This is a genomic window from Streptomyces sp. B1866, from assembly GCF_031932565.1.
Classification (GTDB): domain Bacteria; phylum Actinomycetota; class Actinomycetes; order Streptomycetales; family Streptomycetaceae; genus Streptomyces.
The window spans coordinates 1-22629 of record NZ_JAVSCF010000015.1 but is presented as its reverse complement, the minus strand read 5'-3'; the positions used below and the strand labels follow the sequence as shown (position 1 = coordinate 22629).

The window sequence follows — 22629 nt, the reverse complement described above, 5'->3', positions numbered from 1 at the left end:
GGCTTCCGGGGATCATCCGGGCTGGCTGATGTTCACCTGGTCGCCGGCGACCAGCGGCAGGTCGTACATTTCGGCGGGGAGGGCGGGAAGCTTCGTACCTTCGTACCAGGCGCTGAAGGAGATCTGCGGGAAATCCCAGGTCGGCAGTCGCCGGAAAACCGAGACCAGATTCGAGTTGCTGGCCAGCGGGACCTCGGCGAACCGCTTGACGATGTCGGCGACCGTGGTTCCGAGCGGCACGTACTCGTAGGAGTGGAGGCCCTTGTTCGGCTGGCTGACCCATACCGCGATCTCCGGGACCGGCACCGCCCGGCCGAGGACCAGGTAATAGAGGGTGGGCCGGTCCGCGCCGTCGCCCGCCGGCTTCGGATACGCCTCGGTGGCCTCCTTCATCAGCTTTCGGGTATCCGCCGCGACGATTCCCGCGTTGTCGTCCAGCCCGGTGCTGCCCGGCTGGCACGGATTCTGCATCGTCGTCGGGTAGAAGAGCCGCCAGTGGCTCCGGGCCGCTCCCCGCGGGTGCAGGTCGACCATTCCGCCGACCAGTCGGGCCGGTCCGTCGCCGCTTGCGACGTCCGGGGTGTCGACCGCTCCGAGGAAGGGGTCGAAGGTCGCCGCGCGCGGCCCGTCCTCGGTCGGCACCGACCCGATCAGGACCGATGTCCGGGACGCGGGGACATAGGCGTTGAGCGGCCTGGCAGGCCCGAGATACTGACTGACGCTCGTATCCAGGCGCAGCCGCATGCCCGGCAGCAGGTCGGCGTAGACCTTGGCCTCGCCCTCGCGGCGGCCCGTGGACAGCGCGTAGTGATACCGCAGGACCTCGTCCGCCCGGAGCGGGAGCGTGCTGGTGACGGCCCGGGCGACGCGCCTGGTCGCGCCGTCGACGAGCACGCCCTTGCGCTCGCATTCGGATTCGATCCAGATCAGCAGATCCGTAAAGTTTTCGGCCAACTGGGCGCGGGCACCAGGCCCGCACTTCCACGCGTTTCCGTTCTTGATGTCGACTTTCACCGACACCTTCTCCCGGAATGACCCGGAATCGTTGTCCAGAACCAAGGAGAACGCGAAATCGCTTTTGTCGTCGTACTGGTAATCTGGATACTCTTCGCCGCCGAGGTAGAGCAGGCCAACCTTCACGGACAGGGCTTTGGGGTCGGTGGCACCCGGAGGCAGGAGGAACGGTGCACCGGCTTTTTCGCCGTCTGTCCCCTTGAAGTCCGGCCGCAGTTCCCAGTTGACCATGGTGACTCCCTTCGGCGCTTTCCGGTATGTGCAGCGGCTTCGGGAGCGGGTTGCGCACCGTCCTCCTGCCTTACCGATGACGCGCCTCACACTCCCACGGCCGCCAACTGGGGCACGGGCCGGAAGATCTCGGTCTTCCCGTCCTTGCTCACCAGCGTGACCTGGTCCTCGAAGAGGTAGAGCTGGAGGTCCTGGCCGATCGGATGATCGCTCTGGTAAATCGTGACCGGGAAGGGCACCGGGTTTCCGTCGTCATACGAGACGGCCAGGGTGTTGTACGTTCCGAACTCGTTGGTGCCCGAATGATCCGCCGGGTTCCGCTTGACCGGTTTCACCTCCGCCTTGTATTCATTCTCCACTTTGATGCCGTTCAGAGGGCTCATGATGGCCTTGTTATTGAGGACCATCGTGACCTGGTAAGGAGTGGCGTTGAATATATACACCTTGCCGGCATTCGCGAGTTCTTCGGGCATGGCTGGGCTCCTTGCGGGAAATGACCTCGGAGTCGGCCTTGTCGCTGGCAGCGGTGACGCTGATGACGGCGGGCCACCGCACGCCGCGGGCCGCTGGACGCATGATTCGTCCCAATTCGACCCTAACTGCCTCCTTTGTGCCGTGCTAGTCGACCAAGAAGCCCCCGCAGCCCGCTCACCGGCAACCCGCCCCGGCGCCTCGGGCTCCGGTCCCGGCGACGCCCGGTCGGCGGCGGTCGCCGCTCACCAGTGCGGCGCCGTGAAGTCCGCCGGCGCTGTCCGCGGCGTGTGCGTACGGCCCGTCAGGCTCCGTCGGCCGACGGGACGTCTCCTGGGCGACGCGCGCGCCGCGATCACCCTCGGCCCGGATCGACGCCCGCCTCACCGGTGCGCCACGAGTCCACCCTCGCGCCGGCCGCTTCCCATGACTTCGCCCCGTCGACCAGATGATCGACGGGGCGAAGAGGGCGTAGGGCCCGGATTCAACCAACGGCGTCCCGCTTCCGGGTGGCGGGGCCGTCGCGCGTGACCGGCCGCGGGCTGCCGCTCGCCGTGCCGCGCCGTGCGGTCGCCGCGGGTCAGATCATGAACCTCGCGATCAGCTCCATGACCTCGGGCGCGGTGGGCGTGGCGGCGTAGGCGAACGGGCTCAGGGCGTATGACACTTTAACGATTCTCCAGGCACAGGTGTCACATCGGGAATGTGGGTGCTCATCAAGATCACCTGCCCCGAACGCTACCAGAGGTTTCACCCGTTCGGGCGAGCTGGTGGTCGGGCGTGCGAAAACCGGTGCACCGCGCCGATTCCTTCGCCGAAACGTCGGATATAACCCTTTTACTTTGGGTAACACCCATAACTCGCGAGGTGGTTGAGTCATCAATGACGAATTCCTGGCGCCCTTCCCCCGGCCGCCGTACAGCCCCGCGCGGGCCGCCGTCCGCGCGGGGCTTCCGACGGCCGTCGGCGGGGGCTCGTACCCCGGCCGTCCGGACTCGTGAGCGAAACGATTCAGACGAGTCTTCGGGCGGGGCCACCGATACGGGTGCCTTCCGGCCGAATCGGCTGCGCCCGGACGGACGCACGGGCATCCTGGCGCCATGGTGCAGGAGGGTGACGACGTACCGGCCTACCGGACGATCAAGGTGACGGCCCTGGAGTCGCCGGTCGCGGCGCTCGCGGACGTCGAGGCGTGGCGCGCGCGGGAGGCCTACCCGCGCACCTGGTTCGCGGGCGGGCCCTGCTTCGGGACGGCGCGGGAGCGGGAGGAGGGCGGCTGGGAGCTGCTGCCGTACTTCTCCTCGCTCACCCCCCAGCAGGCCCGCGACAACCTGGACCCCTACTTCCGCGGCCTGGCGCAGAAGGCCCGCGAGTCGGGCGACGAGTCCGGCGCCGCGGAGTGCGAGCGGGCCGCGGAGCAGATCGACTGGGAGCCGGTGAACGAGCTGACCGTCCTGGGCGCCCGGTACCGGGTGGTGCGCGCGGAGCCGTACGTCCGGATGGGCCCCGACGGGCCCGAGCCGCCGCGCAGCACCGACCCCGACCCGGCGCGGCCCGGCGGGGCGCAGCGGGTCCCCGAGCCGGCGGCGGGCTTCGTCATCGACCCGTTCACCGCCACGGGCATGTCCGAGGGCATCCTGCGGCTCGAACTGCTCGGCGGCGTGCGGAAGCGGGGCACGGTGCCGCCCGAGGTCTACGAGGACGCACTGCGCGCGGCGGACACCCACCCGGGCGGCGTGCTGCTGCCCGCCACATTCATGACGGCCGAGAAGAAGTCCGGCGCCTGGCGCCCGTACTCCACGGCCATCGCCACCACCCCGCAGGCCGCCCGCGACGCGCTGACGCTGTACCTGCGGGTCCTCGCGCCGTGCTGGCTCCGGCTCGGCCCCGAGGAGCGCGCGGCGTACGTGCGCGCGGCCGACCGGCTGGACGAGGAGCGCGGGCACGAGGTGGCGGTGGCGGGCCGGTACTTCCGGGTGGCGCGGGTCGAGCGCCTGGTGCGCATCGGACCGGACGGCCCCGAGGGCCCCCGCCCGTCCGACCACGACCCCACGCCGCCCTTCAAGCGGCTGGGCCTGCCGGAGAGCGAGCGGGGCCTGGTGCGCGTCGGCGACGATGACGACGACGATCCCGAGGGGCTGTGCGAGGACGACGCGGAGGAGAGCGAGGAGAGCAAGGAGCTGACCCGGCTGCTGCTGGCGGAGGTGCGCCGCCGCCAGGCCATGGACCCGTGACCGCGCCGGTGCCGCGCGTCCCGTGACCGCCTCCGGGACCGTGTCGGGGCCGCGGCGCGGTCCGGGGACGGGGGCGGCCGCGTCCCGGCCGGGGGGTACGGCCCCGTGCCGACCGGGGGCTACGGGCACGCGCGCGCGGGACGCGGGGTACGGACCCCGGGCCGGCCGGGGTACGGCTCCGGGCACGTATGAGGCGGGCGCGCGCTCCGGCGCGTACGCCGCCGGTCGCCCCCGGGCGCACCCGTCCCGCCCCGCCGGGCCCGGTCGCGGCGCCGTGCGGTCAGCGCAGTTCCACCGGCAGGCGGGCCAGTCCGCGCAGGACCAGGTTGTCCTTCCACGCGGGCTCCCCGGCCAGCCGCAGCCCAGGGGCGCGCGCGACCAGCTCGCGCAGCGCGATCCGGCCCTCAAGACGGGCCAGCGGCGCGCCGAGGCAGAAGTGCACGCCGTGGCCGAAGGCCAGGTGGCGGCTGGGCTCGCGGCGGATGTCGAGCCGTTCGGGGTCGTCGTGGGCGGCCGGGTCGCGGCCCGCGGCGCCGATGACCACCAGGGCGTACGCGCCCTTCGGCACGGGCACGCCGCCGACCTCCGCGTCCTTCAGCGCCGTGCGCGTGGTGAACTGCACGGGCGAGTCGTACCGCAGCAGCTCCTCCACGGCCCGCTCGGCCAGGTCCGGCTCGGCGCGCAGCAGGTCGAGCTGCGCGGGGTCGCGCAGCAGGGCCAGGGTGCCGTTGCCGATCAGGTTGACCGTCGTCTCGTGGCCGGCGATCAACAGCAGGGTGCAGGTGGTGAGAAGTTCCAGCTCGGTGAGCGTGTCGCCCTGGTCGTGCACGCTGACCAGCGCCGACAGCAGGTCCTCGCCCGGCTCCCGGCGGCGCCGCGCGGCCAGTTCGCGGAAGTACTCGGCGAACTCGCCGCGGGCGCGCAGCTGCTGGTCGCGCAGGCCCGCCGGCAGCAGGAAGTCGGGGTCGAGGCCGCGGGCCATGGCGTGCGACCAGCCCGTGAAGCGGTCCCGGTCGGCCAGCGGCACGTCGAGCAGTTCGCTGATGACGATCACGGGCAGGGGTGAGGCGAGCGCGTCGATCAGGTCCACCGGCCCGCCTCGCGCCAGCGCGGCGTCGAGCAGTTCGGCGGTGACCTGCTCGACGCGCGGCGCGAGCCGGGCGACCATGCGCGGGGTGAACGCCTTGGACACCAGGCCCCGCAGCCGGGTGTGGTCGGGCGGGTTCAGGCCGAGGAACGACCGCACCGGCCGGCCGTCGTCGCCGACCAGCGGGTCGCGCCGCACCGCGGACGCCTCGCGCAGCGGGCCGGTCTGGTCCGGCTCGGTGTGCCCGAACCGCGGGTCGCGCAGCACCGCCGCGCAGTCCTCGTGCCGGGTGAGCACGAAAAGCCCCTTCTGAGGCTGTGATATCGGCTCGCTCGCGCGCCACTCGCGGTAGACGGGATACGGGTCCGCCCGGTGGCGCACGTCGAACAGCGTGGCCAGGGCGGGCCGCCCGGCGGAAGCGGGAGCGGGGCTGGGCGTGGGGGAAGCGGTCTCGGTCACCGCGCGGCCTCCTGTCGGGTGGGCCTCCGCCCGGCCGCGGCCGCCGTCGTCGTACGCGCGGGAGAGCGGCCGAGCGGAGACAGGGCACGACCGCCTCGAACGCTACCCGCGGTACGGCCGGAGGTCTCCTCACCGGTCGGCGAAGCGCCGCCGGGGCGGCAGTCAGTGGCGTGAGCAACGGAACACCGGCCCGGCCCGGGTCCGCGCCGCATCGCCGTCGCCCCCGCCGACCAACCGCCGCCGGAACTCTGGCGTCGCCGTCGCGATGGCAACACAGTGGACCGTAAATCACCCAGAAGAGTGAATGCGGGCGCTGTCTGTGACGGGTCCCGGCTCGGGCGTGCAGGCTCTCTCCCCACCAGATCCGGCAGACGGGCACGAAAGGGAGATCACGATGTGCCGACACGACGACGACAGAGACGGACGGGAACCGCACTTTCCCTACGGCGACGGCGCCGATGACGCCCTCCTCGCCATCCTGTCCACGGCGGTGCCGGAGGACCGCCGGGCCAGGGACCGCGCCGCCCGCGGCGTGCCTCCGCCGGTCGTCCTGCTCGCTCCGGGCGAGGACGGCCAGGCGCGTGCCCGGCAGGTGGCACGCTGGCTTCACGCATGCCTGCACAACAGGTCGGAGCCGGGACAGCCGTCGCCCGCGCTGCTTCCCCACGCCCTGATCACCGCCCAGGCCGCGGGGGACGGGACCGCGCAGGCAGGCCGTCCGCTCACCCCGTCGGCCGTGGCGGACTGGGAGGCGGGCACGGACCGCGGGACGGTCGGCCCGCTGCCGCTGCCGGACTACCGGCTGCTGAGCGACGTCGCGGACTGGGTGCGAACGAACTCCGCGGCCCGGCCCTCCTTACGCGAGCACTGCTACGCGCAGCTGTGCAAGCGCTCGCCCGTGCACCGGGCCCTGGAGTGGCTGGGCGGCGCCGGCGGCGGGGACGGGCTCCCGGCCGTCTGGCACGTCATCGTGCGCCCGTTCCTGGTGTTCCTGCCGAGGTGGTGGTGGAGCCTGCGGCGCACGCACCGCCTGGTGCGGCGGCGGCGCCGCGGCTGGTATGCGGCGGTCCGAGCCCTGCCGCGGTCCGCCGACTTCTTCGCCGACGCGGCCAACATCGGCCCGGACGAACTCGACGGGCTCCTGCTGCGCGCCCTGTTCGCGGACCTGAACCGGGCCACCCGGCCCAGCCGCGTCTCACCCTGGCGGCGCCGGCGGGCCACCCGGTACGTCGTCCTGCTCGAACTGCCGCCCGGCCCGCCCGGGCAGCGGCCCGCCGCCCCGGCGGCCCGGTTCCTGGCCGACTGGACCGCCGCCCTGAAGGCGGTGCCCTGCACCGCCGTGACGCTGGTGGCGGTGGCGGGCCCCGGGAGCGCCCCGCCCGGCGCGTACCGCCCGCTCGCCGACGCGGCGCCGGACATCGGCGCCGTCGACTTCCGGGACACGCTCCAGCCGGTCCTGGCCCGGCTGCCCGAGGAGGCCGGCGCCTGGTCCCCGCCCAGGCCCCCCAGGCGGGTGCAGCCCGGCACCTGGCGGATACCCGTGCGGTGGGTCGCCGCCTTCGAGTCCGTGGCGCTGATCGCCGCGCTCACCGTCGGCGGCTGGCTGGCGGCCGGTGTGTTCCCCGATCCCGAACCCGACGACTGCCTCGGCGGCCTGGCCGCCGCCCCGTCCGGCACGCAGGGCCCGTCGGACACCCGACCGGGCACCGCCTCGCCGGCACCCGGCACGGTGCGCGCGCGGTACACGGAGGCCGAGGACCGTATCGAACGGCAGAACGCCCGGGCCGAGGCGGCCCGCCGCGCGGGCGCGACCGTGCGCACCCTCGCGTACCTGGGGACCTCGGTGGGCGGCGACGGGGACGAGCCGTGGTCCGACGGGGCCCTGCCGGAGCTGCGCGGGGTGGCCCTGGCCCAGGACGAGCTGAACGACGAGGCGAACAGCGACGAACGGAAGATCTGGTGGCGGGTCGAGCGCTTCGACACCGGCGAGCGTTTCGGCCACGCGGTCGAAGCCGCCCGGTCCCTCGCGGCCCGGGCCGGGCGGAGCTCCGACGACGTCGTCGGAGCCGTCGGCATCGCGCAGAGCCGGGACACCACCCGGGCGGCCGTACGGGTGCTGGACACCGCGCAGGTCCCCACGATCCTGACCAACGCCACCGCGGACGCGATGCAGGTAGGCGAGCACGTGCACCAGATCGCGCCCCCCAGCAGCCGCGAGGCCGAGATCGCCGGCCAGTTCATGCGGCACGCCCGCATCGTCCAGGGCACGGCCGGCGGCTGCGCGCCCGCCCAGGACGTGACGATCGTCCAGGACCCGACGGACCTCTACAGCAGGACCCTCGGCGGCGGGTTCGCCGACGCGTTCCGGCGCGCCGGAGGCACCCGGCACACCCTCTGGTACACGCCGTCCGACGGCGACGCCGCGCCCCCGCCCTCGCCCACCGGCCCCGACGTCGCCCAGGAGAGGAGCATCCACGGCGTGTCCGAGGCGGTGTGCCGCCGCCTCCAGGAAGCCTCCGGCCGGAAGGCCGCCGTGTACTGGGCGGCCCGCTCCCGCGAACTGCTCGCCTTCCTCAACGACTTCGAGGACTCCACACCCTGCTCGGGCAACGCCCTCACGGTGGTGGGCGGCAACGGCCTCACCAACGCCACGCTGTCCGGCACGTACGAGGTCCCCGCATGGCTGCGGCTGTACCACGCGGCACACGTACGGCCGGCCGGCCAGTCGCTCAGCCATATCGCCGAGGAGTTCAACGCCCGCTACGCCCGGGAGTTCGGCGCGGACGACCCCTGGCGCGACGACGGGCACGCCGCGCTGGGCTACGACGCGGTGCAGGTCATGGCGGAGGCCGCGAACGAGGCGTACCGCAGCAGCGGAGGGCGCAGCGTGAACCGCGAGAGCGTCCAGGCGAGCCTCTACCAGGGCGTCAGCAAAGCGGGGGCCAGCGGCGCCATCGCCTTCCCCACGGGCGAGCCGGTGTCCCGGGACAAGCCCGTGATCATGCTGTACCACACCGACGGGCACTCGGTGCCCGTGCTGTCCTGCGGGACGTTCGCACCGAACAGCGGACGGCGCGAACACTGGGGCCCGGGAGACGGCTTCGACTGCCCGACCGGGCCGTGAGCCCCGGCTGCCCGCTGGGCCTCCAGTCCGCCCCTCCCGGCGTCCGGAGTCCCTGACGGCGGCCCGGATACGATGGACGACCCGGCCGCCCCCATCCGGTGACCCGCGGCTGCGGCGGCGAGAGCGAACGGACGGACCTGGGCGCGATGGACACGGCGAACACCACCACGGCGACGTGGACCCGGGTCTACCGGAACCCCCGGCAGCCCCTCGTCCGCGGGCTGCTGCTGACCGGGCTGGCGCTGCCGGTGGCCGTGCTCGTCGCCGCCCTGGTGCGGGCGGGAGCGGTCGTGGGCACCGCGCTCGGGATCGCCGCCCTCCTCGCCCTGGCCTTCCTGCTGCCGAGGGTGGGCAGGACCCTGTGGCGCGGCACGTCGAGCGGGATCTACGTCGGCGCGGCGGGCATCAGGCTGCTCGGCCCGGCCGAGCTGGTCATCCCGTGGTCCGAGGTCGCCGGGGTGGAGACCAGGCGGCTGGATCCGCTGGACGGCATGGCGGGTCCCGGAAACGTGCTGTGGATCGTCCGCAGGGACGGCACCGAGGTCCGCACCCCCCTGGCCCAGACCGGCCCGTTCTCGCTGCCCGGCCCGGGCGCGTACGACCGGGTCGTGGCGCTCCTGGAGAGCGAGATCACGGCTCACCGGGACGGTTCCTGACGCGTCATCAACCGGACAGGCGACGTCGCCCGACCGTCCAGTAGTCACCCGACCGGATGACTGTCAGGGACCCGGGCGCGGCGATAGGGTGCAGCACTACCGGGGAGGCCTCCCGGCAGGGGTGGACGCCGTGTGCGGTGCTGCGCGGGCCTCGCGGGGCGGCCGGCCGTACGCGGTCGGTGGTACGCGGTCGGTGGTACGCGGTCGGTGGTACGCGGTCGGTTGTACGCGGTCGGCGGCGCGCGCCCAGCGCACCGCGTCGCGTCACGCGCGGGACGACGCCCGCCGCCGGACCTCGCCGCCGGCCTTCTCCTCGCCCGTTCCGTCCTGTCCGTCGCTGCCCGCCGCCCGTCGGCTGACCGGCCGCCGTTACCGTCCGGAGTCGCCCGTGAGCATACGACGCCCGTCGATCCACTTCCGGTGCGACGACGAGACGCCCTACCCCGTCATCCCGTACGCGCCCGCGGCGGTCGACGTCGACCGGCTCGTCCCGGCGCTCGAAGCGCTGTCCGCCGCGCTGCACGCGGTGCGCGAGCCGCTGCGGCCGGCCCTGGCGCGCCTGACCGGGGCCGACCTGGCCGCCGTGCTCAAGGCGCTGCCCGTCGCCAGGCGGGGCCACGCGCTGGAGCCGCTGGGCATCGGCCTGAGCCCGCGCAGCGTCAGCCCCGCGCTCGGCCGGGACGTGCTGGCCCGGCTGGCGCGCGACCCGGCGTCGCCCCGTGTGCGGCACGCGCTGCGGCATCTCACCGAGCCGTTGGAGCCGGTCATGTTCGACCTGTTCTGGCCGGACTACCTGCAAGAGGAGTGCCCCGGCGGGCACGAGCCGCCGTCGGAGCGGAGCCCGGACCTGGCGCGGGTGTGCCTGTGGGCGCGGTGCACCGCCTCCGTCGCCGACGCCTTCCTGTGGCACGAGGCGCTGCGGAGCGACGGGGCGGCGGAGGGGCTCGACCCGGACGAGGTGGCGCGGGTGATCGCCGCCGCCGAGGCGGTGATCGCGCTGACGCCCGCCGCCGACGTCCTGACGGAGGCCCCGCCGGACGGCGCCGCCGCCCTCCCCGCCGTCGAGGCGGCGGCCGACGCGCTGCGCCGGGCCGTCGCCGACGCGGCCGGGCCCGCCCAGCGCGTGGCCAAGGCCGTGGACTGCGCGGCCCGGCCGGCGGACGAGGACCTCGCCGCGATCCGGCGGCTCGCCGAGGCGTTCGACGAGACCGCGGGCGCCTTCGCCGCGCACGACCTGGACGTTCCGGCGGCGACGGTCGAAGCCGTGGAGTCGGCCGTCGCCGAACTCGCGGCCCGTACGGCCGACCAGGAGGCGCGCGCCGCGCTCGCCGAGGTGCTGGACCTGGCGGCCCGGCCCGACAGCCCCGCCGTACCGCTGCTGGAGCGGGCGCGGCAGCGGGTGCGGGACCTGCTGGCCGAGTCCTCGTGGACCGACGGCGACCGCACCTTCGCGCAGGCCATGACCGCGCTGGTCGACCTGCGGAGGGCGTTGGCCGGGCCGGAGGTGTCGGCCGAGGACATCGGCGACGCCATGAAGCGCTGGTCGGCCGGAGTCCCCGACGACCTCATGCGACTGGCCATGCTGACGCAGGACCTCGCCGTGCGGCCGGCGGCCGACGGCGGCGGCGCCGAGGCCCCAGAGGGTTCCGACGGCGGCCCCGGTGACGGGAGCGCTCCCGCCGGACCCGCGGAACCGGGCGGCCCCGCGGCCTCGGCCCCTTCTCCGGCCGACGCCTTGACGGACGGTCCGGACGACGCCGGTCCCGACCACGCCGGTCTGGAGGACGATGGTCTGGACGACGCCGGTCCGGAGGACGCTCTGGACGACGCCGTCCCGGGCGACGCCGTCCCGGGCGACGCGGGACTGGGCAGCGGCCCGGCCGACGCCTCGGACGACGGCGTCTCCCCGGCCGCCGACGGCGTGTCACCCGCCGACGTGCCGCCTTCGCTCCCCGGTCCCGTCCCGGACTCCGCCGACCGCCTGCCCGGCGAACCCGAACCTGAGCCCGAGCCCGCCACCCCCACCGCGCCCCAAGCGGCGGACGCGCCCGTCGCCGTATCCGAGCCCGGCCCGCCCGGGGCGCCGCAGCGGCCCGCCGACCCCGGGGCGTCCGGCCCGGCCCCCAGCCTGCCCTGGTCCGACGGCGCCGAGCCGACCGTCGCCGTGCTGATCGGGCAGGGCCGGCTGGCCGAGGCGTACTGGCTGACCCGCGCCGCCGGCGAGTCCGCCGACCGTGCCCGGGCGCTGGCCTTCGCCGCCGCCGCGTTCGGCGCGGCGGGCGACACCGCCGCCAGCGCCGCCCTCATGGCGTACAACTACGCGCCCGAGCAGCTCGCCGACGACCGCGAGGCGCTGCTCGTGGCCCTGACCGCCGCGCTGCGCGCCGGGCTGACCGCCGGGTGGCCCAGCGCCCTGGTCACCGGCTTCAGCGGGGTGCCGGGGCTGCCGGAGCGCTGGCAGGACCTGCTGGCCGTGCTCGTGGAGGCCGTACGCGAGTGCCGCCGGCTGGAACCCGGGTCGATGAACCTGGACTCCGAGCCCCGGGTGGCCCACAGCCGGGTCGAGATCGGCGACCTGGCCCGGCAGCTGCTCGCCGACCTGCCGCGCCGCACGATCAAGTACCAGCGCGGCACCAGAGTGCTGCAACGGCTGGCCGGCAAGGACGGCGCGCTCCACCGGACCCTGGTGTGCGTCGCGGAGTGGGCCGAGGGGAGCGCCGACGCCGCCGACCTGCTGGCCGAGGCGGACCGGTACCGCAAGGCGGACGCCGGGATGCGGGTCATCGAGGAGGCCGACCGGGCCTGCCGCACGCCCAAGCAGGCCCGCGAGCAGATCAAGGCCGCGGCGCTGCGCCAGTTGCAGAACGCGGTGACCGAGGTGCACGACCTGCTCGCCCGCGCGTGCAACGTGGCCGCCGCCGGCTCCGCGAGCGGCGCCCCCAGTGCCGAGACCGCGCTGGCCCCGGTGGTGAACACCGTGCGCGACGAGCCCGCCCCGCCCGGCCCGGGCGGCGCCGCGCTGCACCTGCTGCTGCGCTGGCTGCGGCACGAGGCGCCGCCCGCGGCCGAACGGCCGCTCGTGCCCGGCGGCGAGTACGGCGAAAACGGTGCGTACGGTGCGTACGGCGCCTATGGCGAGCACGCTGGACACGGCCCGTACGGCGGGCACGGCGAGACCCCGTACGGCGGCGAGCCGACGGCCCCGGTCGGCCTGACCCCGGACGGCGCGGCCCCCGGCGACCCGGCCCCCGGCGGAGCCCCCGGTCCCGGCCCCGTCCCCTCCGCCGACTGCCTGCTCGTCCTGCCGGACCTGCCGCGCCACGACTCCGGCGAGCCCGACCTCGCCCACCCCGACACCGCCCGCCTGCTCGCCGACGTCACCGAAGCCGCCGACCCGGTGCGCGCCCTGGCCGCCTACCGGACGCGCGGCGACCTGCACCTCGCCCACCGGCTGCTCGCCGCCCTCGAACGCGGCGCCGTGGCCGAGGCCGAGCGGCCGGCCGAGGACCAGCTGGCCGCGCTGCGCCAGCAGACCGCCGACGCCGCCGCCCAGTGGCGCGACCGGGTGCGCGCCGGGCACGCGCAGGTCGGCACCCTGCTGGCGCAGGTGCGTACGCTGAACCTGCTCGACCAGGACAAGGAGCACGAGTTCACCGGGCGGCTCCAGGACCTGGCCCGGCCCGACGCGTCCGGCCGCTACCGGGCCGCGCTGCGCGAGGTGGCCGACCTCACCGCCCGGCTGACCGCGCTCATCGACGAGCACACCGCCGCCCTGCGCCGCGAACTCGCCGAACTCGACCTCGGCCCGGCCGACCACGACCGCGTCGCCGCGCTCATCGCCGACGGCGACACCGTCACCGCGGGCGAGTTCCTGTCGTTCGCCCGGCGCGGCCGGCCGCTGCCCGAGCACCCGCGGGCGCGCGCCGACGACCTCGCCGAGTTCCTGCGGGTGCTGTCCGCGCCGGACGCGCCGCGGCCGTCCGGACAGGGCGTCAGCGCCCGCTGGTGGGCGCAGGGCTACGCCGGGGGCACGCCGCTGACCGAGGGCGCCAAGAGCGGGCTCCAGGCGTGGGACGCGCTGTGCGACCCGAGCCGGCGCGGCAGCGAGTGGCAGCGGCACGTACCGCAGGTGCTGCGGCTGCTGGGCCTGGAGACCCAGCCGGTGAGCCCGCTGGAGAGCGAGCGGCCCACCCGGGGCGTGCAGCGGCTGCGGGCCCGCGCCACGGTGTCCGAGGCGACCCCGGGGTACGTGGCGGTCCTCGGCTCGCGCGCCACCACGTACACCGTGTTGCTGATCTCCGAGGAGCAGCGCGGCGGCGGCCCGCTGGCGCACCTGGAGGACGCCGACCTGGAGGCGAACATCGTCCTCTACCTGCACCCGCTGGGCCTGGCCGGGCGCGACCGGCTGGCCGAGGAGTCGCGCGGCAGGCCGCAGCAGGCGCTGGTGGTCGATCCCGCCGTGCTCGGCTGGACGGCGGCCCGCGCCCCCCGCTCCTTCCGCGCGCTCCAGCGGGTCACGCTGCCGTGGACCTGCTACAACCCGTACACGCCGTTCGTGGCGGGCCTGGTGCCGCCGGAGGTCTTCTACGGGCGGGACAAGGAGATGCGGGAGGTGATGGACCGGGACGGGAGGCTGTTCGTGTACGGCGGGCGGCAGCTGGGCAAGTCGGCGCTGCTGCGCCGGGCCGCCGGGGTGTTCCCGCAGCGCAACCCCGACCACGTCGCCCTGTACGTGGACCTGCTGAAGGCCGAGATCGGGCAGGCCGAGCCGCCCGAGCGGATCTGGGGGCTGTTCGCCTCCCACCTGCGGGACCTGGGAGTGCTGCGCGGGCGGGCCAGGGGGCCGCAGCCCACCAGCGCCAAGGCGGTCAGCGACGGCATCCGCGAGTGGCTGCGCGACAACCCCAACCGGCGGCTGCTGGTGCTGGCCGACGAGGCCGACGCCTTCCTCACCGCCGACTCGCGCCCGGAGTACACGCGCGGCGGCCAGTCGACGTTCCCGCACTTCACCAAGCTCCAGCAGCTGATGGAGGAGACCGGCCGCCGCTTCAAGGTGGTCTTCGCCGGCCTGCACCAGGTGCAGCGCTTCGGCCACCTGCAGAACGTCGTGGTGGTGCACGGCGGCCCGGACATCCCGGTCGGCCCGCTCGACCCGCGCGCCGCGCTGCAACTGGTGGTCGAGCCGATCGCCGCCCTCGGCTACGTCTTCGAGCGGCCCGAACTGGCCTGGCGGGTGCTGGCCATCACCAACTACCAGGCCAACCTCGTGCAGATCTTCTGCAGCGAGCTGGTGCGCGCCCTGCACGCCCGCCCGGCCGCCCGCGGCGGTCGGCCCACCGCCATCACCGAACAGGACGTACGGTCGGTCGCCGGCTCGGACGTGGTGCGCCAGCGCATCGCGGAGCGGCTGCGCTTCACCATCAACCTGGAGGACCGCTACCGGGTGCTGGCCCTGGTCATCGCCCTGGAGAGCCTGGAGAAGGGCTACTCCACCAGCTACCGCCCCAAGGAGCTGCTGGACCGGGCCCGCGAGGTGTGGGCCGAGGGCTTCGACACCATGAGCGTGAGTCAGATCCGCATCTACCTGGAGGAGATGGAGGGCCTGGGGCTGCTCATCCAGCTGCCCGACCAGGGCAGGTTCGCCGTCCGCAGCCCCAACGTGGTCAACATGCTCGGCACCCGCGAGGAGTTGGAGGCGGAGCTGAAGGAGACCGAGTTCGGGCTGCCCTACGACTACAACCCGCGCGCCTCGCGGCGGCTCATCGGCCTCGACCGGCAGGGCGTGCTGCGCTACAGCCCGCTGACGGAGGGCCAGCTGAACGAGGCGGTGCGCCGGGGCGTCACCGTGGTGGCCGCGTCCGCCCTGTTCCAGCCGCCGCTGATCCTGCGGGCGGCGAGCGCGTGCGCCGAGGGGCGCGGGGCGCGGGTGCTCACCCACCAGGCGGGCGCCGACGTGCACCGGGCGGGCGCCGACGTGACCCTCACCCTGGCGCCGCTCGCGGCGGCGCGCGGGGCGTACTTCCTGCTGGCCGACCTGTCCGGCGCCGACCCGCGCACCCTCAACGAGACCGTCGCGCAGCTCGTCCGGCACCTCGGCACCGGGGCCGGCGAGCGCCCGGCGCCGGGCAAGGCCGGCGGCCGCGCCCCGGACGAGCGGGCCGCCCTGGTCGTCGCCGACCCGGACGCGGCGGCCGGACTGACGGCCGCGGGCGTGCCGGTGGTGCGCCCGGAGCGGTGGACGGTGGACAGCCTGCGGTCGTGGCCCGAGTGCCCGTTCGCCTCGCTCGACGAGCGGCGGAGGCTGATCGCGGCCACCGGCGGCTGGCCGCACCTGGTGGAGCGGGTGATCGCCGAGGTACGCGGCGGCGCCACCCTGGAGGCCGCGCTGGACAAGGTGCGGCAGGCCACCAGCGCCCCCGAGGCCGCCCGCGCCCACCTGCGGCTGTCCGGCCTGGACGCGGGCCTGGTGGACCTGGTCGCCCTGTGGAGCGCGTACGTGAACGAGGGGGAGGCGGCGGACACCGCCGGGGTCGCGGCGGCCATGGACATCGACCTGAGCGAGGCGGAGAAGCACCTGGCCCGGCTGGCCGACCGCGGCATGCTGGACGAGCGGGAGGAGGGCGTCGCACTGGACCCGGTGACGTTCCGGGCGGTGAGCGCGCTGGGACCGGAGGCGTGACGGCGCGGACCGGCGGCGGGCCGGCGAGGGCGGACACGGCGGCGGGCGGCAGGGACGGGGGAGCGGTGGGATACGCGGGGGGCGGCGTGGCGCCCCGGCCGGGGACCGGCGGGCCGTCAGGCACGGGGCGTCCCGGGCCGGGGCCGTCGGACACGGGACCGTCCGGGCCGGGGCCGTCCGGAGCGGGGCCGTCCGGGCCGGGACCGTCAGGCGCGGGGCCGTCCGGAGCGGGGCCGGACGTGCGGCTGGGCGCGCTGCCCGGGCCGCGCGCCCAGCTGCGCCGGATCGCGGAGGACCTGGCCCGCGGCCTGAACTGCGTGTGGGTGCTGCCCGACCGGCTGGTGGCCGACGGGCACGCCGACCACCTGTACGACGACCTGCTCGCCAGCCTGCCGCACCCCGTGTCCGTCCCGCCGCCCGTCCCGCCGCCGGGCCCGCGGCCGTACGACCCGCCTCCGCCGCCCGCGCCTCCCGCCGCGGACCCCTTCGCGGCGGCCGACGGCGTGCCGCTGCTCGGCGACTACGACGACGGGCTCGGCGCGGCCTGGCCCGGCGCCGCGCCGGTCCCGTCGCGAGCGGCCGAACCCGTGCCCGCGTCCGTACTCGTACTGCCCGCGCAGCGCCCGCCGGTGCCCGCCTGCGAACCGCCGTCGCCGCTGCGGCGGCTGGCCGAGGCGGTGGCGGCGCCCGACGGCGACGCGGTCGGCCGACTGGTGGCGGGAAGCGCCGACCGGTGCCCGGTGGTGGCGGTACGGGGCTGGCGCGAGCCCGTACCGGCCGAGACGGCGCGGCTGCTGCGCGTCCTGTCCGCCGCCGTCAAGGAGGCCGGACTGCCCCCGGAGCGGCGGCCGCGGGCCCTGCTCGCGGTGCGGCTCGGCGACCTGCCGGAGGCCCTGGTGGACTCCCTCGACGCGTCGGCCACGGCGGTGCACTGGTGGTGGTCCACGCTGAGCCGGCTGGACACGGCCATCGTGATCAGCGAGGTCCGCCCGCCGCGCGCCGCGGAGTACCCGGCGCGCGGCACCGGCGCGGTACGCCAGCGGATCGCGGCCGCGCTGCGCCGCGAGACGATCGCCGAGGTCAGCGGCCCGGACCTGGCACTGGCCGGGGCGCTGGCCGAGCGCTGGGACGGGCGGCTGGCGACCCTGGCCGACACCGTCCTGGAGTGCGTGGAGCGCCTGGAAGGCCCGGACGCCCCGGCCCTTCGGACCGTCCCCGCAGACCGCGGCGCCCGCGCGTACGGCCCGGACCGCCCGCACGGAGCGGACGGCCGGTGCGGGACCGCCCACCGCGCCGGCCACCCGGCCGGCAGCCCGTCCGTAGGCGAGCCGCCGCCCGCCCGGCCCGGCGCCGCGGTGGCCGCGCACCCGGAGCTGGCGCTGCGCGCCGCGTGGACGGCGGGGGCGGTGGACTCCTGGGAGGGCCAGTTGCGGCTCCACGCGGCCGGCTGGGCGGCGAAACCGGAGGAGACGCTGACCAAGCTGGTCTGGCAGGCCCAGAACCGGGTCCTGCTGCCGCTGCTCGACGACGCCCGCGCCCGGCTCGCCGCCGACCTTCCGACGGCGGCCGTGCACGGCCCGAGGCGGCTGGCGGCGGCGTACGGCGCGCGGCGGCCGCCGGGGGTGGACGGCCCGGCCGAGGCGGAGGGCGATCCGGCGCGGCGGCTGGCGGCGATGGAGCTGGGCGAGATGTGGGCGGCGGTCTGCCGGGGCGAGATCCGCCTCGACGCCCGCGCCCGCCGCGCCCTGCGCCGCCTGCGCCAGGCCCGCAACCGCCTGGCCCACCGCATCCCGCTGGACGACGAGGGACTGCGCGGCCTGTGCGAGGCACTGGTGGGCTGAGCCGTTCCACCCGTCGGCGCCCGCCGCCCGCCGCGCCGTCCGCTCGCCGCCGGAGTGCCGCCGAAGTACTGTCCACGGAGCGGACACCGCCGACGCGGCTGACGTGCCGTCAGATACTGTCTCCACGCAGAGTGACAGCGGGGAACACGGTCTGTCCTGGCCGGGGGCGCGGATGAAGGGGAGGCCGGGAGCCGCGGCTTCGTGTCCTCCTGATGTACGGTGCCCCCGGCAGGACTCGAACCTGCGGCCAAGTGCTTAGAAGGCACCTGCTCTGTCCGCTGAGCTACGGGGGCCGACCTGGGAAAGCGCGGCCTTCCGGCATTGTCCCCCGCAGCCCGGGAGACGCGGGGAGGGATTCGCGGACGCCTGACTGGCCGTAGGAGTCGGCGCCGCGGCAGGCTGCCGCCCGCCCTCCCCACAGGGCCGGAGCCTCCTGGCGGCAACAATCCTCCCACTGCCCGGCGCTGGCGGCCCGTCGGCGAGCGCGTACGGCACCCGTCCCCTTCCGCGACCGGCTCGGGGCCGCCGGCTGCGCCTGAGCGGCACCCGGCCGAACTCCTCACCGCCCTCCAGCACCCGGCGCGTCTCCCCGGCCCGCGTCGTCCGTCCGGGCGGGCGGGTCCGGCGCCGGGCCCGATCCGGTGTCGCGGTCGGCCGTCGACTGGCCTGCGGAAAGGCGGTCGTCTGACACGGTGTCAGTGGCGCCCCCGGCAGGACTCGAACCTGCGGCCAAGTGCTTAGAAGGCACCTGCTCTGTCCACTGAGCTACGGGGGCCGACTGTGAGAACCAGCCTCCCGGCGCGCTCCCCGCGACCCGGGGCCCCTGGGCGTGCGTACGGTCGGGGTCCGCGGGCCCCGGCCGTGCGGCAGGCTGCTCTCCGCTTTTCTTCACGGGGCCGAAGCCCCTCACGGGCACGAATCCGCCCTCGCCCGGCGTCGGCGGTGCCCGGAGCCGATGAGGAAACCGCCGGGAGACGGAACCGCTCGTGGCTCCGCCGCGTCATCCGCACCATGTGCGGGTTTTCGGAGGAGACATGACAAGCCGCCAGCGGCGGGGTGGCGAGGACCGCGGCGCGCCGCCCCGGCGGGCGCCGCCCGGCCGTCGCGGAGCACACCGGCTGCCTCGACGGCGCCCGGCCGCGCGCCCGCCCGGCCGACTCCGGCCGCACCTGGAGGCGCGGCCGGAGCGGCTGGGCTTCAGTCCGCGTGGCGGGTGCCGACCAGGCGTGGCGCGGTCGCGCCCTTGGCGGGGATGAACCCGCAGGCCTGGGCGCGCAGCACGGTGCTGAGGCGGTCCTTGGTGCCGAGCTTCCGGTAAATGCTCTCGACGTGCTTCTGTGCCGTGCGCACGGATATGCCGAGGCGGCGTCCGATGGCGGCGGCGGTGAGCGAGTCGCCGAGCAGCGTCAGGACGGAGACCTCACGCGGCGTCAGGCCGGCCCCGGCGCTCTCCTTGGGCGGGTCGAAGCCCAGTCTGTCGGCCGTGTGGTTTTCCGAATATCCGCTCCAGCGGCGCAGTAGTGTGACCTGCCTCTCAAAACCCGCGAGGAGCGGCTGGATTCGCTGACCGTACGTCAGGTCCTCGTCGGTGAATCCACTTCCCGCTCGGTAGATGAGGCAGCCGCGCAGAGGACCCGAGTTGTCGGGCAGTGGGAGGCTCAGGATGTGATCCACGCCCAGGGTGTCGCGCATGAGCTTCGCCGCGGCGCTGTTTTTCCATTCAACTTCCCCGACGGCCTGGCAGGCGGTTACCGGCGCCCGGTCGTTGGATGAAGCATAGTGGTCCGCAAAGAGTCGGCGGTGACGGATCAACTGCTGTGCGTGAGCGCCGATCGGTCCGCGGGTCGTCCCGTTCGGCAGGTAAATGCGGACAGGGCCCTGGCCGGCCCGGTCGTTGGTCTCCAGGGCGAGGAACTCGGCGCTGTACGCGCGGAGTAGCTCGGCGGCGATCGGCGGCCACAGCCGCTCCGGATCCTGCTCGTGGAGCGCTGTCACCGCGAGGTTGAGCATGCGCTCATGGTCGCGTACAGGCGTGACTGACACGTGTTCCCCCGTTGATAGATGTGCGTCGGTACGCACTATTACTTATATCAGAGGTCGTCTGCCTTGGGTGAAGATGGGTAGGGCCGGAGACCGGCCTATGAGTCATCGCCGCGGGCCGTTAGCCAGGCCGACGCGAGAATCGGGGGAAGAGTGCTCAGGATGAGCCAGAGGAGAAGGTGCTCCGCCGCAGGCCCTGACCGGGTCCGGCGGTAGGTTTCGGAACACGCCGCACTGTATCCCAAGGATGCTGCATACACGCGTTGTTGGTGCCTGGAACGGCGCCCGCCGACGGGTGTGGGCTGGGTAATGCCGACCGGTCGATTCGGTCTCGTATGTCTTCACTCTCTAGTGAGACTCAGTTCACTTGCGATCGATATTCGCCGCCGGGGGAGCGCCTCGTGTCAGTAAAATCTGACATCATTCAGCCTTCAACAAATACCGAATTGGTCGTCGCCGCGGGAAGGTATACGGCGCGCGGAGCCTCGCCGCGCCGTCCAGAACGCCTGCCGGCGCACACCCGGCCGGCCCGCCCCGCGCCGGTGCGCCGACGCGAGCGGACTACAGCAAGCGGTCGGCAGCCCGGACGACAGCTCACCCACGGCCAGGGCCCCGCAGCGCCCCGCCCGTGGCCGGTGGGGCCCTGATCCGGACGGCCTGAGTCGAACGTGGCCTGAGAGCAGTCGAGGACAACGTGGTTGCCGCTGGGCGCCCGGACGTTGAGGAGTAGGCATGGCCGCCGAGAAGAACAACATCGTCGAGGCCCTCCGGAAGTCGCTCAAGGAGACCGAGCGCCTCCGGCGGCAGAACCAGCAGCTGGTGGACCGCGCGAGCGAGCCGCTGGCGATCGTCGGCATGAGCTGCCGGTTCCCCGGCGGCGTGACCTCTCCGGACGAGCTGTGGGACCTGGTGAACGCCAAGCGCGTCGGGATCACCGAGTTCCCCGACGACCGCGGCTGGGACCTGGAGGCGCTGTACGACCCCGACCCGGACCACCCGGGCACCTCCTACACCCGCGAGGGCGGGTTCCTGGACGGGGTGGGCGAGTTCGACGCGGAGTTCTTCGGCATCAGTCCGCGTGAGGCGCTGGCGATGGACCCGCAGCAGCGGCTGCTGCTGGAGGCGGCCTGGGAGGCGTTCGAGGACGCCGGTCTTGACCCGACCTCGCTGCGCGGCAGCGACACCGGCGTCTTCTGCGGCGTGATGTTCCAGGACTACGGGTTCGTCGCGGGGATGAGCGACCGGAGCGCCGAGATCGAGGGCTACCTCCCGACCGCCGCCGCCGGCAGCGTCGCCTCGGGGCGGGTCAGTTACACGTTCGGCTTCGAGGGGCCGGCCGTGACGGTCGACACGGCCTGCTCGTCCTCGCTCGTCGCGGTCGACCTGGCGTGCAAGTCCCTGCGGGCCAGGGAGTGCTCGCTGGCCCTGGTGGGCGGCGTGACGGTGCTCCCGAGGCCGAACTCCTTCGTCGAGTTCAGCCGGCAGCGGGCGCTGTCCCCGGACGGGCGGTGCAAGGCGTACGCGGCCGCCGCGGACGGTGTGAGCTGGGCCGAAGGCGTGGGACTGCTGCTGATGGAGCGCCTGTCGGACGCGCGCCGGAACGGGCACCGCGTCCTGGGCCTGGTGCGCGGCAGCGCGATCAACCAGGACGGTGCGAGCAACGGCCTGACGGCGCCGAACGGCCCGTCGCAGGAGCGGGTGATCCAGCGGGCGCTGGCCAACGCGGGCCTGACCCCGGCCGACGTGGACGCCGTGGAGGGCCACGGGACCGGGACCACGCTGGGCGACCCGATCGAAGCGGAGGCCCTGCTGGCGACCTACGGGCAGGACCGGGCGGACGGCCCGCTGAAGCTGGGCTCGATCAAGTCCAACATCGGGCACACGATGGCGGCGGCCGGTGTGGCCGGCGTCATCAAGATGGTGATGGCCCTGCGGCACGGCGAACTGCCGGCCACGCTGCACGTCGACGCGCCCTCGCCGCACGTCGACTGGGCCTCCGGCGAGGTGGAGCTGCTGACCGAGGCGCAGAAGTGGCCGGCCGCGGAACGGCCGCGCCGGGCCGGGGTCTCGTCGTTCGGCATCAGCGGCACCAACGCGCACGTGATCCTGGAGGAGGCGCCCGCCGAAGAGGAGACGCCCGCCGACGACACGGGCGAGCCGCGTCCGCTGCCGGCCGTGCCGGTGCTGCTGTCCGCGCGCAGCGAGGCGGCGCTGCGGGAGCAGGCCGACCGGCTGCGGGCGCACATGATCGAGCAGCCCGACGTCCCCGTCCTGGACATCGGCTTCTCCTCGGTGACGACCCGTGCGCAGCTGGAGCGCCGCGCGGTGGTGGTCGCCTCCGACCGCGGCGCCCTGCTGAGCGGCCTGGCGGCCCTCACCTCCGCCGACCCCGCCGGGCACGTGGTCGAGGGTCGGCCGGTGTCGGGTGGGAAGTCGGTGTTCGTGTTCCCGGGTCAGGGGGCGCAGTGGGTGGGGATGGCGGTGGGGTTGCTGGAGTCCTCGCCGGTGTTCGCGGAGCGGATTGCGGCGTGTGGTGGGGCGCTGTCGGAGTTCGTGGACTGGCGTCTTGAGGACGTGCTGCGGGGTGTCGAGGGTGCGCCGTCGCTGGAGCGGGTGGATGTGGTGCAGCCTGCGCTGTGGGCGGTGATGGTGTCGCTGGCCGCGTTGTGGCGGTCGCATGGTGTGGAGCCGTCGGCGGTGGTGGGCCACTCGCAGGGTGAGATCGCTGCGGCGGTGGTGGCCGGTGGTCTGTCGTTGAAGGACGGCGCGCGGGTCGCGGCGTTGCGCAGTCGT

10 protein-coding genes and 2 tRNA genes are annotated in these 22629 nt (G+C 74.9%); 6 read left to right on the top strand and 6 right to left on the bottom strand.

All coding sequences use genetic code 11. The features are described from left to right. Positions 1-12 precede the first annotated feature (12 nt). Together RKE29_RS04500 and RKE29_RS04495 are read right to left on the bottom strand one after the other, a co-directional pair. Positions 13-1245, bottom strand: a complete 1233-nt coding sequence (locus RKE29_RS04500; RefSeq protein ID WP_312003701.1) for a hypothetical protein — start codon at positions 1243-1245, stop codon at positions 13-15. 86 nt (positions 1246-1331) lie between these two features. Continuing rightward, entirely contained in the window at positions 1332-1718 is a 387-nt protein-coding gene (locus tag RKE29_RS04495) for a hypothetical protein (RefSeq protein ID WP_312003700.1), read from the bottom strand. A gap of 1098 nt (positions 1719-2816) precedes the next feature. Here RKE29_RS04495 and RKE29_RS04490 point away from each other — a divergent pair. Continuing rightward, complete coding sequence (locus RKE29_RS04490) at positions 2817-3950, top strand: DUF5954 family protein (protein ID WP_312003699.1); 1134 nt, start codon at positions 2817-2819, stop codon at positions 3948-3950. 280 nt (positions 3951-4230) lie between these two features. Here the strand turns inward: RKE29_RS04490 and RKE29_RS04485 are convergent, their stop codons facing one another. Next, entirely contained in the window at positions 4231-5496 is a 1266-nt protein-coding gene (locus tag RKE29_RS04485; RefSeq protein WP_312003698.1) for a cytochrome P450, read from the bottom strand. 394 nt (positions 5497-5890) lie between these two features. Here RKE29_RS04485 and RKE29_RS04480 point away from each other — a divergent pair, with 394 nt between their 5' ends. From RKE29_RS04480 to RKE29_RS04465, 4 genes are all read left to right on the top strand, one after another. Beyond that, positions 5891-8620 (top strand): hypothetical protein, encoded by a 2730-nt coding sequence (locus tag RKE29_RS04480; protein ID WP_312003697.1) that lies wholly within the window; start codon positions 5891-5893, stop codon positions 8618-8620. Positions 8621-8766: 146 nt separating this feature from the next. Continuing rightward, positions 8767-9276 carry a hypothetical protein gene (locus tag RKE29_RS04475; RefSeq protein WP_312003696.1) on the top strand — a complete coding sequence of 170 codons (510 nt, stop codon included), beginning with the start codon at positions 8767-8769 and terminating at the stop codon, positions 9274-9276. 388 nt (positions 9277-9664) lie between these two features. Then, complete coding sequence (locus tag RKE29_RS04470) at positions 9665-15955, top strand: hypothetical protein (protein WP_312003695.1); 6291 nt, start codon at positions 9665-9667, stop codon at positions 15953-15955. Positions 15956-16194: 239 nt separating this feature from the next. After that, entirely contained in the window at positions 16195-17796 is a 1602-nt protein-coding gene (locus RKE29_RS04465; RefSeq protein WP_312003694.1) for a hypothetical protein, read from the top strand. A 220-nt stretch (positions 17797-18016) separates the two neighbouring features. Here the strand turns inward: RKE29_RS04465 and RKE29_RS04460 are convergent. From RKE29_RS04460 to RKE29_RS04450, 3 genes are all read right to left on the bottom strand, one after another. Then, positions 18017-18089, bottom strand: a tRNA-Arg gene (locus RKE29_RS04460). A gap of 406 nt (positions 18090-18495) precedes the next feature. Then, positions 18496-18571, bottom strand: a tRNA-Arg gene (locus RKE29_RS04455). 422 nt (positions 18572-18993) lie between these two features. Further along, on the bottom strand, positions 18994-19806 hold the full coding sequence (locus RKE29_RS04450) for a helix-turn-helix transcriptional regulator (RefSeq protein ID WP_312003693.1): 813 nt from the start codon (positions 19804-19806) through the stop codon (positions 18994-18996). Between the two features lie 762 nt (positions 19807-20568). Between RKE29_RS04450 and RKE29_RS04445 the strand changes: the two genes are divergently transcribed. Further along, a partial coding sequence (locus tag RKE29_RS04445; RefSeq protein ID WP_312003692.1) for a type I polyketide synthase occupies positions 20569-22629 on the top strand: 2061 nt, incomplete at its 3' end.